Origin of the sequence: Mesorhizobium sp. M0159 (assembly GCF_040322295.1) — a bacterium.
GTDB lineage: Bacteria > Pseudomonadota > Alphaproteobacteria > Rhizobiales > Rhizobiaceae > Mesorhizobium.
On the sequence record NZ_JAMYTF010000021.1, the window covers coordinates 92236 to 107303 of the forward strand.

Genomic DNA, 15068 nt, shown 5'->3' on the forward strand with positions numbered 1-15068 from the left:
CCAATGACGCATACTTCCGATATCACGCGGCCGCCTAAAGACCTGATCGACGCGCTAAGGGAGATCGGCGCCGCGACGGTAGCCGGCACGCTTGGGCACATGGGCTTCCGCAATCCGCACATGGTTGGTCCGGTGGCGCAAAACCACGGGAAGTCGATCGTCGGGCCGGCGTTGACGCTGCAGTTCCTGCCGCAGCGGCCTGACCTCTTCACCGAAGGAGAATATGCCGATCCGGAGACGCAGCTGCACCGACACGTGCTCTATCACGCGCAGGAGGGCGATGTGGTCGTGGTCGACGCGCGCGGCGACATGAGCTCGGGCGTCTTCGGCGATATGATGTCGACATATTTCAAGGGCAGGGGCGGGGCCGGTATCGTCATCGATGGGTGCATGCGCGACCGGCCCAATGTCGAAAAGCTCGACCTGCCCCTATGGCTGCGCGGCTGGACGCCAAACTATCATGTGCAGACCAGCATCTATCCCAATGCCGTCAACGTTCCGATTGCCTGCGGCGGTGTCACGGTGATCCCCGGCGACATCATCGTCGCCGACGACGACGGGGTGGTGGTGCTTCCCGTCGTGATGGCCCCGAAGGTGATCGAAGAATCACAGAAGCATCATGATTGGGAGGAGTTTTCGCGAGTGAAGCTCATGGAGGGTGGGCCGTTGCAACGCTACTATCCGCTGCATGACGATGCCCGCGGAGAGTACGAGGAGTGGCGCAAAACAAATCGCCTGAAGAACCCGAGTTAGTCAGCAGGCCTTGGCGATCAGTTTTGCCATGCAATCGGCAGCCTCAGTCCCCGGCACGCCGAGATCTCTGACACTGTCCATGTGGTTGCGGTTCGGGAGCACATGCGACGTTACCAACGATCCCTGCCGCAGCAAGCTTGCTTTGAATCGATCGGCTTGCTGATGGAAGGGTGGCGTCTCATTGGCTCCGACCAGAACCGCCGCCTTGGTTTGAGGATCATGCCGACAGGCGAGCGGCGTGAACATGGCGACTTCCTCGTCGGTTATTCCAATCTCGTTGGCGAGAAAGGAATCCTGGAGCGGCTTCAAATCGTAGAGCCCGCTCAACAGAAGGGCTGCCCTTACATTCGAGGGGGTGTGCGCCCCATCGAACAGGAACGTTGCAAGATGGGCTCCAGCCGAATGACCACTGACGGTCAGGGCCGCCCGGCTTCCGCCATGATCGGCGATGTTGGCCAGGACCCACTGCTTGGCCCGGCGCACCTGGTCGACGATCCTCGCCATTCGGACCTTGGGCATCAGAGCATAATCAAGGATGACGGCAATGGCCCCGGCCTGGGTAATCGTCGTCGCCATATATGAATAGTCGCGCTTGGAGAACATTCTCCAGTAGCCGCCATGGACAAAGATGTGCACCGGCAGCGCCGTTCTTTTGCCCGCGGGAAAGAACAGGTCCATGGTCTCGGTCGGATCCGGTCCGTAGGCCACGTCAGCGGTCATCGCAATGGCGGCGCGGGCGACCTCGCTGCGGTCAACAATGTCCTGCACGATTTGGTCAAAATCCGCGACGTGGTCGCGGATGCGAAAGGGATCGCCTTGCATTCTTCTGCTCACATGCTGATGGCGAGGTATTTCGCCTCCATGAATTCCGCAATGCCGTGATGCTGCCCTCCCTCGCGGCCGAGCCCGCTTTGCTTGACGCCGCCGAAGGGAGCTGCCGGATCGGACATCAGGCCGCGGTTGAGAGCAATCATCCCGGCCTCGATCCGCGAGGCCACCCGCATGCCGCGCGCCAGATCGCGCGTGTAGATGTAGGCAGCAAGCCCATATTCGGTGTCATTGGCGCGCCCGATGACCTCGGCCTCCGTTTCGAAGCTGGAGATTGGCGCCACCGGCCCGAATATCTCCTCATGCGCCATCTTTGCGTCGCCTGGCACGTCGCGAAGCACTGTCGGAGGGTAGAAGAAACCACGTCCGGACAGGACTGAGCCGCCGCACAAGACCCGCGCGCCGCGTGTGACCGCGTCGACGACAAGGCGGTCTATCTTCTCGATCGCCTTTTTCGTGATCATAGGCCCGCATTCCGTGTCCGGGTCGGTGCCGGCGCCGACCTTGAGCGACGACATTCGCTTCTCGAGGCCCTCGCAGAAGGCTTCGTAGATGCCAGATTGGACGTAGAGGCGGTTTGCGGCCGTGCAGGCCTCGCCGGCGTTGCGCATCTTGGCCACCATTGCGCCATCGAGCGCCGCTTCGAGATCGGCGTCGTCGAACACAATGAACGGTGCGTTGCCGCCGAGTTCCATGGAACATGAGATCACATGCCTGGCAGCCTCTGCCAGCAGAGCGCGACCCACACCCGTCGAACCGGTGAAGGAGAGTTTGCGCACCCGCGGATCGGCCAGCATGGCGGCTGTCAAAGGCCCGGGACTGGAGGTTGTCAGGACGTTGACCACCCCTGGTGGAACGCCTGCGTCCTGGTAGAGCGCGGCCAGCGCGTATGCGGTAAGCGGGGTCTCACTGGCCGGCTTCAGGATCACCGTGCATCCAGCGGCAAGTGCCGGTGCGATCTTGCGCGTCGCCATCGCGGCAGGAAAATTCCAGGGCGTGATCAGGACGCAGATGCCGATCGGTTCGTAGTCGACCACAATGCGGTTGGTGCCGGAAGGCGCAGTACCGAATTCACCGATAATGCGAACCGCCTCCTCGGCATTCCAACGGAAAAATTCCGCGGCGTAAGCGATCTCGCCGCGGGCATCCCGCAGAGCCTTGCCGTTCTCCAGCGCAATGAGAGTCGCCAGCGCCTCGAATCGTTCCGTCATCAGTTCAAAGCAGCGTCTGAGGATCTCGGAACGCTTTCGCGGCGACGTTGTCCGCCAGCCATGGGCTGCCTTGGCAGCGGCGTCAACGGCAGCGGCCGCGTCGTTCACGGTCGCATCGGGCACAGCGGCGATGACAGCCTCGGTCGAAGGATCGACGACCGGAATCACCCTGCCATCCGCTGACTGCCGCCATTGGCCGCCAATATACAGCCCGTGCGAAATTGTGTGGAAGTCGCTGACGCCCTGATCATCCGACAGAACCTGTGAAAACGTGTTCATCTCGATATTCCCGATTGTTTAAATGACGCAGCTGGCGAGGTCGCCATCAAAGGCGGCCTGGACCAGGCGTCGCATGGATCCCAAATCGAATGGCCGCGGATTGTTCTTGATGAGGCGCTCGATACCGATCGCTTGTTCCGCCGTCCAATCGAGCTTGTCAGCAGGCAGCCCCAGCTCGGCCAACGAGGGGGTGATCCCGATTGCCCCAAACAGCCGACTGACCTCGCCAATGGTCGCGTCGGCCAACTCTTCGGGCGTCCGGCCTTTTCCATCGAGGCAGAGCGCGTTGGCGATCTCGGCCATCTCGGTCGCTGCGGCCGTTCTGTTGTACTTCATGACGAATGGCAGCATGGTGGCGACACCCAATCCGTGAGCGGTGTGGGTTATCGCGCCAACCGGATATTGCACGGCGTGCGCTGCCGCCGTGCCGGCCGTTCCGAACGCGCAGCCGGCTGCAAGTGCACCCATCATGACGTCGGTCCGGGCGTCCTCGTCAGAGGGCCGGCGGTATGCCGTTTCAAGGCTTCGGCCAAGCAGCTTGATCGCCAGCAGGGCGAAGTGATCGGTCAAGGCGGTTTTGCCGATAAAGACATGGTTCTGCGGAAGGCCGGGATCGGTCCCACGCCTGGCGGCGGTGAAGGCCTCGATTGCATGCGTCAGCGCATCGGCGCCTGCCATTGCCGTCAATCCCGGCGGGCATGTCATCGTCAGCTCAGGGTCGCAGATAGCCGCGGCCGCGATCAGATACGGGCTGGAGATGCCGACCTTCAGCGTGCGATCCGGATCCGAGATCACGGCAACCGGGGTGACTTCAGAGCCGGTGCCGGCTGTCGTCGGCACCGCGATCAGCGGCAGCGTCGGGCCGGGCACCTTGAACTCGCCGTAGTAATCCTGGAGCTGACCGCCGTGACTGATGAGCAACGCGGCGCATTTGGCCATGTCGAGACAACTGCCGCCGCCAATGCCGATCACCACGTCGGGCGCGAACTTCCGTGCTTCCTCGACGCAGACGGCAACGGTGTCCCGAGGAACGTCGGGCAGCACACGATCATGCACCAGTACGTCTATCGAGGCGGCTCGCAGCGCTGCGACGATCTCTGCGAATGGGCCCGTTGCGGCAAAACGTTCATCGGTGCAGACGAGTGCGCGACGCCCGAGCCGGGCCGCGACGGTCGCAATGATGTGGCGTTGGCCCTTCCCGAAGAGGATTTCGCGCGGCAGTCTTAGGGCAGCGAAAAGGCTCATGACCTGCATCCTGTGATGATGACTCGATTGGAATGCGAGATGGCGTTCAACTCGGCCCAAAGGCCGGGTTCGATGTAAAACCCGTCTCGCAGCGCGGTTGCGTATCGACGTGCCGAACCATCGCCCGCAACGCTGGCGGTCCGTTCAGCAGGTGAGGAAGCACGGGCTGCCAGGGCGGCACGCTGTTCCAGCAGGGCCACTGCAAATTCGATTGCTTTGTCTCCTAGCTGCCGCAAATGATATCCTCTATAAAATCGTATAGGATATAGGATTGCATTGGCCGGAGCATCGTGTTAGCAACTCAATGTGTCAAGAGGCAATACATGCAGGCCATGAACTTACCCAGTCTAGACGAAGCGAACCTCGCCGGCGGGCGTATCCAGCGCTCCAGCAGCCTGGTTGAGGACGTCTACGAAGCGATCTTTGCGCAACTCATGTCCCTGAAGATTGCGCCCGGCTCGCGCATCACCGTCGACAGCCTGGTCAAGGAATTCAACGTATCCCACACGCCGATCCGCGAGGCGCTCGGCCGGCTCGAAGGCGAAGGCCTGGTGCTGAAGACGCATCTGATCGGTTACCGCGCTGCGCCGCAGATTACGAAACGACGGTTCGATGAACTCTACGAGCTTCGCCTGCTGCTCGAGCCTCATGGTGCAGCCAAGGCAGCGGTGCTCATGGACGAGGTAAAGCTCGCACAGCTTCAGACATCGGCCGGCGTCATGGCGCGCCGTGAGGGCAAGGACGAGCGCCTGCGGTATTCCAACTTTGCCCGCCAGGATGCCATTTTCCATGACAAGGTCATGGAATTCGCCAACAACGAACTCGTGCGCGAGACACTGGCGCACCAGCATACCCACTTCCACATATTCCGCCTGATGTTCCATTCGCGCGTCACCGAGGAGGCGCTTGACGAGCATGAGGCCATCCTGGCCGCTTTCGCTGCGGCCGATCCTGCCGCTGCCGAGCAGGCGATGCGTCGCCATATCGAGCATTCCCGCGACCGTTTGTTGTTGGCGTTCGACTGAGACTGTCCCGATGTCCCCGTACCCGCCGTTGACGGTCATCACGCAGGCCAGTGCCAACGAAGACGACTTCCCCGATTCACCCTTCTAGAAACTCAAATCTACCAGGCGGGTACAGGTCTCGCCCGGCCGTTGTCACAGGAAAGGAAGTACCATGCCAGGCAAAAGGATCCTGATGCTGACCGGTGAATTCACCGAGGAATACGAAATCTTCGTCTACCAGCAGGCGATGGAAGCGGTGGGCCACACCGTGCACGTCGTGTGCCCAGACAAAAGCGCCGGAGACCTGATCAAAACATCGCTGCACGATTTCGAGGGCGATCAGACCTACACCGAAAAGCTCGGCCACTATGCGCTGATCAACAAGACCTTTTCCGACGCTGAGAAGCAGTTGGAGCAATACCACGCCGTTTACTGCGCCGGCGGCCGTGGCCCCGAATACATCCGCACCGACAAGCGCGTACAGGCGATGGTGCGCCACTTCCACGAAACCAAGAAGCCGATCTTCACGATCTGCCACGGCGTGCAGATCCTGATTGCGGTGGACGGCGTCGTGCGTGGCAAGAAGGTCGGCGCACTGGCGGCTTGCGAGCCCGAAGTGACGCTTGCGGGCGGCACCTATATCGACCTGTCTCCAACGGAGGCATATGTGGATGGCACGATGGTTTCGGCAAAAGGCTGGACGGCGCTTGCAGCGTTCATCCGCGAATGCCTGAAGGTGCTGGGAACGGAGATCCGCCACGCGTAGACCTTTGCTCCGACGCATCCAAAGGGTGCGTCGGTCCTTGCTGCAGCCTCCGTAGCTTCTGCCGATAGTCTCCCGAGCTGATAAGCTTCCGGAAGGCACGTCCCTTAGGTAGCGCGGCCATAACGGTCCCCTCGGCCCTGCGCAACTTTGTCGGTAGTCAAAGGGTGAGGGAAACCAAACTCGCTTACGAGTGATCGGACAACTCGTGTGCTACCTAATCCGGACAACTCATCTGCTTACGACGCTACGAAGTCGCACCGCTGTCGGAAGTCGCACCGCTTGAGTATCCGACGTCGCTATTCTATATGATGCGTGATGATTGATGCGCACCAAGGAGGGCGACATGAGAACCACACTGGCGATCGATGACGACGTCCTGGTCGCGGCCAAGGCCATCGCCCGGCAGCAGGATCGCAGCCTCGGCGAGGTCATCACCGATCTCGCCCGGCGCTCGCTGCGCCGGCCTCAAGCCGGCGGCGAGCGCAACGGGATTCCTCTACTGTCGCCTCGGCCGGATGCACCTCCTGTCACGCTTGAGACGGTCAATGCCTTGCGAGACGAACTGCCTTGACGTTCCTGCTCGATGTCAATGTGCTGATCGCACTGATAGATCCTGGCCACGTCGCCCATGACGACGCGCATGGCTGGTTCGAAGAGACCGGTAACGCGGCATGGGCTACGTGTCCCATTACCGAAAACGGCGTCCTGCGCATCGTCGGCAACCAAAGATATCCTAATTCTCCCGGTTCGCCCGCCGTCGTTGCGCAAATCGTTACCAAGTTGCGGGCTCTGCACGGGCACAGCTTCTGGTCCGACGATGTGAGCCTGGTTGGCTCCGGCGACATCGATGCGGCGAAAATCCTGACCTCGGCACAGGTCACGGATACCTATCTTCTTGCGCTCGCCAAGACGAATGGCGGCCAACTTGCGAGCTTTGACCGCAAGCTGTCAGTCGCGGCCGTGAAGGGCGGGAAGTCTGCACTGCACCTGATTCCCACAAGGTAGACCGCCGGGCTCTTTTTGTCTGTTCTGCATCGCCGAACCGCGCAGGTTGAGATAGGCGTAGCCGCGCAGCACCATCAGGCCGGTGCGCTCAGGCGCAATGCGCTACCGTTCGTCCAAGGCCACGAGTGTCTCAACATGCCGCCCCTCTTGGATGGTTCGTCCTCCAGCTTCCAGTCAAGGTCGGGCTTGAACCGTTGCGCGGCTGCCTGCGACTGGTACAATGCATCGGCTTACGAAGCGAAGCTGTTGTTTCTTGGCGACGAATGTTTGCTGGGTGATCCATTGCAAGACATCGGTGCTCAGGGGCGCTGGCGGTGTAGTCGCCAATACTTTCGAGACTGGCGCCAGACAGACGCGCCGCACGTTCGTGTCCCACCTTACAACCTCTAGGACCTCGCGACATCGAGCCTATCCGGAGTGGTTCTACCCGCTGGTCGAAGATAAGCCGTTTCTGACCTTCGGCATGCCGCGGGACGTGTTCATCTCGATGGCTGGCGCGGCCGAGTTCACGCTCGGATTCGGGTTGGAGATGCTCCTCCGGGCACCTCAGCTTCTTGGCCTTGACCACCCTCGGTCCAACGTTGAAGCTGCAAGAGGCAGAAATTCGCTGTTTAGCGACCTTGCCAGGATTCCCCAGGCCCGCGGCCCATCTGGCCAGTTCGACCTCGGCCGCGATGCCCTGTCAGCTGAAACGGTTGGCGCGGAAGGTTGCAAGCATCGGGTGCGGATTGCCGGAGGCGATTTCTTTGGCAAGCAATTCGCCGACGATCAGTCCAAGCGTGGCGCCGCTGTGGCTAAAGGCGACGTGAAGACCGGCGACGGTCTCGACTGAGCCAAGCACCGGCTCGCCGTCGCCGGGGATAGGCTTCGGGCCGACAGCATAGGTAGCGAGTTGGAGCCGCGGATTGCCGTCGAGCACGGCACTGGCCTCGTCGAGCAGTCCTTTGATGGTCTTGTCGTGCACGGTGTAGGTGCCGTCCGGGTTGACCACGACTTCTTCCTCCGACCATGCCGAATCCAAAACAAATGCGCCATCCGGCGTCGGGCGCACCGCCACGCGCGGCGTATTCAGCACGGCACGGAGCTCGGTCTTGGTCGGCTTGGTCTTCAAAAGAAGTGAAATCGGCGTGGCGTCGGGGACATGGACGCCGATCTCCGCAAGCATGACAGGCGTCGCTGGCCCAACGGCAAGGACCATTTCATCCGCCTTTATCGGCGCACCATCGGCAGTGACGACGCCACGCGCGCGACCACCTGTGGCATCTATCCGCACGCGTCCAGCGTCCTGGATAAGCTTGCCGCCGCGGGAGCGGAATTCATTGAGCAGCAGATCGATCAGGGAGGGCAGGTCGACCCATCCTTCGCCAGGATTGAAGATTGCGCCCTGCGGGGTGATTGCATTGGCATTGACGCCGGGCGTCATTGCACCAACTTCGGCAGGGCCGAGCAGAAGCGCGTCATAACCAATTTCCTGCTCCAGCTGGCAGATGGACGCGATCTGGTTCGCCTCATCATCCGCATCCCAGGTGAGGCCGCCGTCAAAGCGAAGCCACGACGCGGTTTCCGGCCTTGTGGCCGCCAGGGTCCGATAACGGTCGATGCCTGCAAGCCTCAAGCGGTGATAGGCAGTGTCGGCACGTCGCGCTGAGTTCAGCCAGGAGAGTGAACGGCCGGATGCACCGTTGGCCGGCGCGCCGTCATTGACAATGGTTACATCAAAGCCAAGACGAGCGAGGTGCAGCGCGGAAGAGGTGCCGAAGATGCCTGCGCCGACAACGACGACTTGGCGCGGTTTTGCAGATGCAGTCATAGGGAAATCCTTTTACGCAGAAGCCGGGCTGGGAGTTGTTGGATCGCTGCAGAGCGCGGCGGAACTAGTAGTCCGTTAGCTTCTTCATGTAGCGCCGGCCATCGAGCATCGGCCGGCCACGCAGGCCGGCCAGCTCATAGGCAAAACGCCATAGAGTGTCGAAGAAGACCAAGGGCACGAGATAGGGTTTGATGTCATCGGACATACCGCTGAGGTCGAGTTCCGCTCCATCTAGCACCAGGATGTTTTCCCGGCTTCCATGTTTGAAAAGGAAGTCGCGGGCGCGTTCGGATAGGCTCCGCGTTCCGTCCAAACCCAGCAAGACCACGAAGCAAGCATCCCGGTCCACCACCTCAAATGGGCCGTGAAAGAACTCGTTGGCGTGTATGGCCTGCGAGTCGTACCACTGCATCTCCATCAACACGCAGATGGCGTACGAATAGGCCGCACCATAGCTGGCACCGCTGGCCAGTGTGTAGATCGCATTGCGCGGCGCGAAACGGGGGGCGAAGGCCTTAAACCGGTCGGCATAGGTCCGGTGCGCACGCTCTATCGCCGGCTGAAGATGGCTCAGGCTCATCAGCACATCGGCAGTTAGCCCGGCATCCTCCCGAGCATCGATCAGGCCGGCGAGCAACATATAGAGCACGCCGTAGTTGCTGCAGGCTGAATCGATTGCTTTGCCCGTCGTGTAGGAGGCCTGGTAGGCGACGGCGTGGTCGACCGCCCGCGCGAGGGGCGATATCTGGTCGAGCGTCATGCCGATTGTCGTTGCGCCTCGATCCTTTGCATGATTGGCCGCTCGCACAGTTTCGTGGGTGGTGCCGGTCTGCGAGCAAAGGACAACGAGCGCGTCGGGTCCCAGCCGTCGCGGGTCTCGGCAGACGAACTCATCCGCGTTGTAGATGTCGCAGGCGAATGTGCCGCTGTGACGGTCGACGAAGTATTTGCCTGCCATCATGATCGAGAGCGAGCCGCCGCACGCCACGAGGAATAGGTGCGAAAACTGCCTGCCCGCCGTAGCGGTCAGGGCGCGTTCCACGTCGGCGGGCAGGGCGGAAATCATGAGCTTCCTCGTCTCGTTGGCAGAGCTGCGGGCCGGCGCACAATTGACAGATGGCAGCCATTGTGCGAACGTTATCACATCCTTTAAACTGAAAGTGCTGCAATGGTCAAGATTGCCGCGATAGGCGATAACGTGGTCGATTGTTATCTTGCTCGCGGCGAGATGTATCCTGGTGGAAATTGCCTCAATGTCTCGGTCTGTGTCAGCCGCTTCGGCGGGCGATCGGCCTATGTCGGAGCGATCGGCAAAGACCGGGCGGGGGACCTTATCTGCACTGCACTGGCGTCGGAGCGCGTGGACATCACCCGATTACGGCGCCTCGAGGGGCCGACCGCTTACTGCCTCATAGGTCACCGCAACGCCGATCGGATTTTCCTGGACTTCGATCTCGGAGTTTCGGTGTTCACGCCGACGCAAGAAGATCTGGATTTTCTCTCGGGCTTTCAGGCCGTCCACATCGGCCAGTCCAGCGGGTTAGACCCGTGCGTTGCCGCTGTATCGAGTAAGTCCCTGCTGTCTTACGACTTTTCTACGCGGCGGGAACCGGGACATCGACGCGAGATTGGGCCCTATTGCTATCTGGCTTCCGTCTCGGGTGACGGTCTCGACGACAACGAATTGGCCGCAATCGCAGCCGAACTCCTTGGATATGGTTCAAAGTGGGTCCTTGTGACTCGTGGCCGAGCCGGCGCGGTGCTTCACGCCGACACGGTCTCTTACCGCACCCAGGCGCGGCTGGTCGAACCGGTCGACACCCTGGGCGCGGGCGACACCTTCATCGCCAGAACGCTATTCGGCCTGCTTAAGGAAGAGGCGCCTCAAGACATTCTCGGCCATGCCGCGGAGGCGGCGGCCGCTACCTGCCGGTACTACGGGGCGATTGGCCATGCGACAGCAATCGAGTTAGGAAAGATGACGCCGGAGATCCTTCGCGGAGCTCGGCACGCTCAAGACTGGAAAACCGTCTAGCAGCGAAATTCTCCGAAACAATTGACGCGAGAAATGGACAATGCTAGAGGAAATGATAACGTTCTCACCTATCTGGCCAAAACGCCACCTAAGAGCGTTTTGATGGATGAGACGTCGAGTGGGATCGCAGGGCCGAGTTCGGCCAATCGTAAGAGGAGAAGACATGCACACGAATTCGAGCAGGCGCCAACTTGTGAAATCCGGTCTGGCGCTGACGATCGCGCTGTTGACAGGACTTGGCACGTTGGCCTCGTCAACGCAGGCAAACGCGGCCGACAACCCCTACAACCTCATCGACCCGACGGTGATCAGCGTCGGAACCATGGGCGATGCGAAACCCTATGTCTTCACCGACGCCAACGGTAACTTCACTGGCTTCGACGCTGAACTCTTCCGCGATGTGGCGCGCCGGCTCGGGTTCAAGGAGGAACAGGTCGTTTTCACCGGCCAGGAATTCTCGGCGCTGCTGCCGTCGGTTGCCAACGGCCGGTTCGACGTCGCTGTCGCCGCCATCGGCACGACCGCGGAGCGCAAGAAGACCGTGGATTTTGGCGACGGCTATCTCGCCGGCTACCTGTCGATCATTTCGGCTGATCCGGCACTGACGAGCAATGAGAGCACCGCCGGAAAGCGCATCGGCGTGATCCAGGGAACGCTGCAGGAAATCTATGCCGAGAAGAATCTGAAGGGCGACATTGTCAAATTCCCCGACAACAACACTGCGGTGGCGGCGCTGAATAACGGGACGATCGATGGCCATTTCACTGACTATGAGTCGGCCAAGCAGTATGTGGAGCGCTACAAGAACCTGAAGATAACAATGAATGTGCCGTCCTTCGATGCGCCGGCCGGGTTCGTGGTCAAGAAAGGCAACGATGCCTTCCGCGAGGCGCTCAACAAGGCGCTGCGCGAGGCCATGGACGATGGCACCTGGAAACGGCTGCATGAGAAGTGGTTCCCGGGCACTCCGATGCCGGATCAATATCTGCCCAAGAAGTAAATTCGCGCGTATTCATTTTCGTTTCCGGCCGGGCCCGTGAGCAACGGTGCCCGGCCGAGTTATAGATGGACTTGATATGAGCTGGTTCGATACCTTCGCCCGCAGCTTCCTTGATTTCCAGGCGATGGCAGAAGTTCTGCCAAACATGGTGATGGTCGGCCTCAAGAACACTTTGATCCTGGCCCTTGCCTCGACGTTTTTCGGGACGCTGATCGGTATCGTCCTCGCAGTCATGGGGATTTCAGAGAACCGGCCGCTGAAACTCCTTGCGCGGGTCTACACCGATATCTTCCGCGGGCTTCCTGCTATTGTCACGATCCTGATCATTGGCCAAGGCTTCGCGCGGTTGGGCCGAGATCTGTTCGGTCCATCGCCTTATCCGCTGGGCATTCTGGCGCTCAGCCTGATCGCCGGCGCCTATATCGGAGAGATTTTCCGCGCCGGCATCCAGAGCGTCGAGCGTGGTCAGATCGACGCCACCCGCACTCTCGGTATGACGTATGGCCAAGGCATGCGCCTGGTGGTGATCCCGCAAGGCATCCGCCGCGTCCTGCCTGCACTGGTCAACCAGTTTATTGGCAACGTCAAAGACTCCAGCCTGGTCTATTTCCTTGGTCTGCTCGCCTCCGAACGCGAACTGTTCCGCGTTGGCCAGGACCAGGCCGTGCTGACCGGCAACCTGTCGCCGCTGTTGCTGGCCGGCGTGTTCTATCTCGTGATCACGGTGCCGCTGACCCACCTCGTCAATTACATCGACGCGCGCATGCGCGTCGGCAAACGTATCACCGCTGTGCAGAGCGGCCTCAAGGAAGTCGCCGAGCTTGCCGAAGCCGGCGTGCCGGGCGCTGCGAAATTGCCCGCAGCGGCGCCCACCCGCTTCAAGGGCGGCGGCATCGAGGTCAAGAACATCGACATGGCCTACGGCGCCGTCCAGGTGCTTCATGACGTCAGTCTGAAGGTCGAGCCCGGGACCGTCACCTGCCTCGTCGGTCCGTCCGGCTCGGGCAAGTCGACCTTGCTGCGTTGCCTCAACCGCCTCGTAGAGTGTCGAGCCGGTGACATTCTGCTCGATGGCGAAAGCATCTACAAACAGACGCCTGACCAACTCCGGCGGCGCGTCGGCATGGTTTTCCAGCAGTTCAATCTGTTTCCCGACCGCAGCGCCCTCGCCAACATCACCCTGGCGCTGCGCAAAGTAAAACGCATGTCGCGCGAGGAGGCTGAGGGGGTGGCCTTAGCGAGGCTGCATGAAGTCGGACTGCTGGAGCGCAAAGACCATCGGCCGGCCAATCTCTCGGGCGGGCAACAGCAGCGGGTAGCCATCGCGCGCGCCCTGGCCCTCGAACCCGAAATCATGCTGTTCGACGAAGTCACCAGTGCCCTCGATCCGGAATTGGTCAAAGGTGTCTTGAACTTAATGGCCGACCTCGGACGGGGCGGGATGACGATGGTGGTCGTTACGCACGAGATGAACTTCGCTCGCAAGGTCGCGAACCAGGTCGTATTCATGGACGAGGGGCGGATAGTCGAGGCAGGCCGACCAGAGGATCTATTCGACAATCCGCAAAGCCCGCGTCTTCGGCGCTTTCTGTCAGAGGTGCTGTGATTGCAATGGTGTGCGCAACGGCGGCTGTTGCGGTGTTCGGCCTTGCGGGGCGGGATTAACTGCCGCTAGGTCGCCGTCACGCGTGCGCATGGGCGGCGGGGTTTGCCGAGTGACTCAAGAATCGTCGAAAAACGCAACTATCATAGAGGTCGCTCGCCGGGCCGGGGTGAGCTCCGCCACCGCGGGGCGTGTACTTGGTGACTACGGCTACAGCAGTCCTGAGGTTCGGGAGAAGGTGCGCGCGGCGGCAGCTGCGCTGGGCTATCGCCCCAATCGCCTGGCCAAAGGCCTGATCACCGGTAAGACGCAGACTATCGGAGTTGTGGTTGGCGACATCGAAAGCCCATTCTACGCCAGCGTGCTGCGCGGAATAGGGGATGTCGCGCGCGGTGGCGGCTTCGGGGTTATCGTTACGAATAGTGACGAAAATGCCGAACTCGAGCGAGAGGCGGTGCAGTTGCTGCTGGAAAAGCAGGTCGACGGGTTGATCGTCTCATCGACCTTCGTGGACGAGCCGGATCATCTTCGTGAAGCAGTCGCGGCCCGCTGCCCCGTCGTGCAGTTCGACCGCATAGTGGCGGGCCTGGAAACCGATTCAGTCGTGGTCGACAACGTTTCTGTGACGCGTAACAGCATCGCGGCCATGATCGCCGCCGGACACAGCCGCATCGGAATACTGGCGGAACTCGGGCCGGGCCACCGCGATGATGTTGGCTCCTTTGTGGCGAACGCGGATCTCTCCAGCTTCGATGTTCGCTACCATCATCCAAGCTGGCAACGATTGTTGGGTTATCTCGAAGCCCATCGTGCCGCAGGTATCGAGCCGGATCTGCGGTTGATCCGCCGCGTAGCGGTCTATTCTAGCGAGGCAGCTCGCAAGGAGGCGCTCGATCTGCTGACAATGCGCAATACGCCGTCCGCTCTATTTACCGCCGATGGTGTGATGTCGACAGGCGTTCTGGAGGCGACTTCCGCACTAAAGCTTGCGATTCCAGGAGACGTTTCGCTGCTTTGCTTCGACGATCTCGATTGGATGCAATTCGTGGCCCAGGGTATCACAGCCATCGCCCAGCCGGCGCATTTGATCGGGGCGGCGGCGGCGGAGCTTCTCTTGAAGAGGTTAGCGCAGGCCACGTTACCTTTCGAGCATCGTGTCCTGGCAGCCCAGATCGTGGAACGAAATTCAATTGCGGTTCATCTCACCCGCGAGCCCGTCTGATCCGGCCGCAACGGTCTATAGCTGGGGCTGAATTGCAGCCCCTCTCTATATCGAGGTCGATGCCATACGGGGATATTGACCTGCCGTATGTTTCTTCGCTCGTCTACACGCCATCGGCCATCTGCGGCTAGGCTCGATAATGTGCTGAAGGTTCTGCAAAAAGTTTTGGAGAGAGAACGGCGCTTGCTCTGAGGGGCGAGCGGCCATGGCACGGTGGTGACATTGCGATCACCGATTCCCGTGGAAGGGGAAGTGCCATGACCAATCGAGACGTTAGACTGAGCAGAGGCGAGTTGAAAGCGTTGCT

Annotated in this window: 14 protein-coding genes; 9 read left to right on the plus strand and 5 right to left on the minus strand. The window is 60.9% G+C overall.

Translation table 11 applies throughout. The features are described from left to right. Window positions 1-3: 3 nt before the first annotated feature. A complete protein-coding gene (locus NKJ32_RS20345) occupies window positions 4-753 on the plus strand; it encodes a ribonuclease activity regulator RraA (protein ID WP_352828623.1) in 750 nt (249 codons plus the stop codon). Here NKJ32_RS20345 and NKJ32_RS20350 read toward each other — a convergent pair whose 3' ends face one another. Genes NKJ32_RS20350 through NKJ32_RS20360 form a run of 3 tightly spaced genes read right to left on the minus strand, consistent with a single transcriptional unit; the run spans window position 754 to window position 4316 of the window. Further along, complete coding sequence (locus tag NKJ32_RS20350; RefSeq protein WP_352828626.1) at window positions 754-1575, minus strand: alpha/beta hydrolase; 822 nt, start codon at window positions 1573-1575, stop codon at window positions 754-756. It lies immediately after the preceding gene. An 8-nt stretch (window positions 1576-1583) separates the two neighbouring features. Beyond that, window positions 1584-3071, minus strand: a complete 1488-nt coding sequence (locus NKJ32_RS20355; RefSeq protein ID WP_352785438.1) for an NAD-dependent succinate-semialdehyde dehydrogenase — start codon at window positions 3069-3071, stop codon at window positions 1584-1586. A gap of 18 nt (window positions 3072-3089) precedes the next feature. After that, a complete protein-coding gene (locus NKJ32_RS20360; protein ID WP_352828628.1) occupies window positions 3090-4316 on the minus strand; it encodes an iron-containing alcohol dehydrogenase in 1227 nt (408 codons plus the stop codon). A gap of 323 nt (window positions 4317-4639) precedes the next feature. Between NKJ32_RS20360 and NKJ32_RS20365 the strand changes: the two genes are divergently transcribed. From NKJ32_RS20365 to NKJ32_RS20380, 4 genes are all read left to right on the plus strand, one after another. Continuing rightward, window positions 4640-5341, plus strand: a complete 702-nt coding sequence (locus NKJ32_RS20365; RefSeq protein ID WP_352569970.1) for a GntR family transcriptional regulator — start codon at window positions 4640-4642, stop codon at window positions 5339-5341. A 151-nt stretch (window positions 5342-5492) separates the two neighbouring features. Next, the gene (locus tag NKJ32_RS20370; RefSeq protein ID WP_352828631.1) at window positions 5493-6086 is read left to right on the plus strand and encodes a DJ-1/PfpI family protein; all 594 of its coding nucleotides are present in this window, start codon (window positions 5493-5495) and stop codon (window positions 6084-6086) included. Window positions 6087-6429: 343 nt separating this feature from the next. After that, window positions 6430-6657 carry a hypothetical protein gene (locus tag NKJ32_RS20375; RefSeq protein ID WP_023679266.1) on the plus strand — a complete coding sequence of 76 codons (228 nt, stop codon included), beginning with the start codon at window positions 6430-6432 and terminating at the stop codon, window positions 6655-6657. Then, window positions 6654-7091 (plus strand): TA system VapC family ribonuclease toxin, encoded by a 438-nt coding sequence (locus NKJ32_RS20380; RefSeq protein ID WP_352623041.1) that lies wholly within the window; start codon window positions 6654-6656, stop codon window positions 7089-7091. Before NKJ32_RS20375 ends, NKJ32_RS20380 begins: the two co-directional genes overlap by 4 nt. 682 nt (window positions 7092-7773) lie before the next feature. Here NKJ32_RS20380 and NKJ32_RS20385 read toward each other — a convergent pair. Together NKJ32_RS20385 and NKJ32_RS20390 are read right to left on the minus strand one after the other, a co-directional pair. Further along, window positions 7774-8901: an NAD(P)/FAD-dependent oxidoreductase gene (locus NKJ32_RS20385; protein WP_352623042.1), complete on the minus strand. Its 1128-nt coding sequence runs from the start codon at window positions 8899-8901 to the stop codon at window positions 7774-7776. Between the two features lie 64 nt (window positions 8902-8965). Beyond that, window positions 8966-9967, minus strand: coding sequence for an SIS domain-containing protein (locus tag NKJ32_RS20390; protein WP_352623043.1), 1002 nt, complete (start codon window positions 9965-9967; stop codon window positions 8966-8968). Between the two features lie 102 nt (window positions 9968-10069). Here NKJ32_RS20390 and NKJ32_RS20395 point away from each other — a divergent pair, with 102 nt between their 5' ends. From NKJ32_RS20395 to NKJ32_RS20410, 4 genes are all read left to right on the plus strand, one after another. Further along, window positions 10070-10936: a PfkB family carbohydrate kinase gene (locus NKJ32_RS20395; protein WP_352828635.1), complete on the plus strand. Its 867-nt coding sequence runs from the start codon at window positions 10070-10072 to the stop codon at window positions 10934-10936. Window positions 10937-11099: 163 nt separating this feature from the next. Beyond that, entirely contained in the window at window positions 11100-11936 is an 837-nt protein-coding gene (locus NKJ32_RS20400) for an ABC transporter substrate-binding protein (RefSeq protein WP_023679271.1), read from the plus strand. Between the two features lie 76 nt (window positions 11937-12012). After that, entirely contained in the window at window positions 12013-13542 is a 1530-nt protein-coding gene (locus NKJ32_RS20405) for an amino acid ABC transporter permease/ATP-binding protein (protein ID WP_352828638.1), read from the plus strand. A gap of 109 nt (window positions 13543-13651) precedes the next feature. Continuing rightward, complete coding sequence (locus tag NKJ32_RS20410) at window positions 13652-14761, plus strand: LacI family DNA-binding transcriptional regulator (protein ID WP_352828641.1); 1110 nt, start codon at window positions 13652-13654, stop codon at window positions 14759-14761. Window positions 14762-15068 lie beyond the last annotated feature (307 nt).

What these genes read in the sequence shown, in the direction of transcription:
- NKJ32_RS20395 (WP_352828635.1), top strand. Translation starts at nt 10,070, where the DNA reads ATGGTCAAGATTGCCGCGATAGGCGATAACGTGGTCGATTGTTATCTT.
- NKJ32_RS20370 (WP_352828631.1), top strand. Translation starts at nt 5,493, where the DNA reads ATGCCAGGCAAAAGGATCCTGATGCTGACCGGTGAATTCACCGAGGAA.
- NKJ32_RS20360 (WP_352828628.1), bottom strand. Translation starts at nt 4,316, where the DNA reads ATGAGCCTTTTCGCTGCCCTAAGACTGCCGCGCGAAATCCTCTTCGGG.
- NKJ32_RS20390 (WP_352623043.1), bottom strand. Translation starts at nt 9,967, where the DNA reads ATGATTTCCGCCCTGCCCGCCGACGTGGAACGCGCCCTGACCGCTACG.
- NKJ32_RS20400 (WP_023679271.1), top strand. Translation starts at nt 11,100, where the DNA reads ATGCACACGAATTCGAGCAGGCGCCAACTTGTGAAATCCGGTCTGGCG.
- NKJ32_RS20365 (WP_352569970.1), top strand. Translation starts at nt 4,640, where the DNA reads ATGCAGGCCATGAACTTACCCAGTCTAGACGAAGCGAACCTCGCCGGC.
- NKJ32_RS20385 (WP_352623042.1), bottom strand. Translation starts at nt 8,901, where the DNA reads ATGACTGCATCTGCAAAACCGCGCCAAGTCGTCGTTGTCGGCGCAGGC.
- NKJ32_RS20375 (WP_023679266.1), top strand. Translation starts at nt 6,430, where the DNA reads ATGAGAACCACACTGGCGATCGATGACGACGTCCTGGTCGCGGCCAAG.
- NKJ32_RS20405 (WP_352828638.1), top strand. Translation starts at nt 12,013, where the DNA reads ATGAGCTGGTTCGATACCTTCGCCCGCAGCTTCCTTGATTTCCAGGCG.
- NKJ32_RS20355 (WP_352785438.1), bottom strand. Translation starts at nt 3,071, where the DNA reads ATGAACACGTTTTCACAGGTTCTGTCGGATGATCAGGGCGTCAGCGAC.
- NKJ32_RS20345 (WP_352828623.1), top strand. Translation starts at nt 4, where the DNA reads ATGACGCATACTTCCGATATCACGCGGCCGCCTAAAGACCTGATCGAC.
- NKJ32_RS20350 (WP_352828626.1), bottom strand. Translation starts at nt 1,575, where the DNA reads ATGCAAGGCGATCCCTTTCGCATCCGCGACCACGTCGCGGATTTTGAC.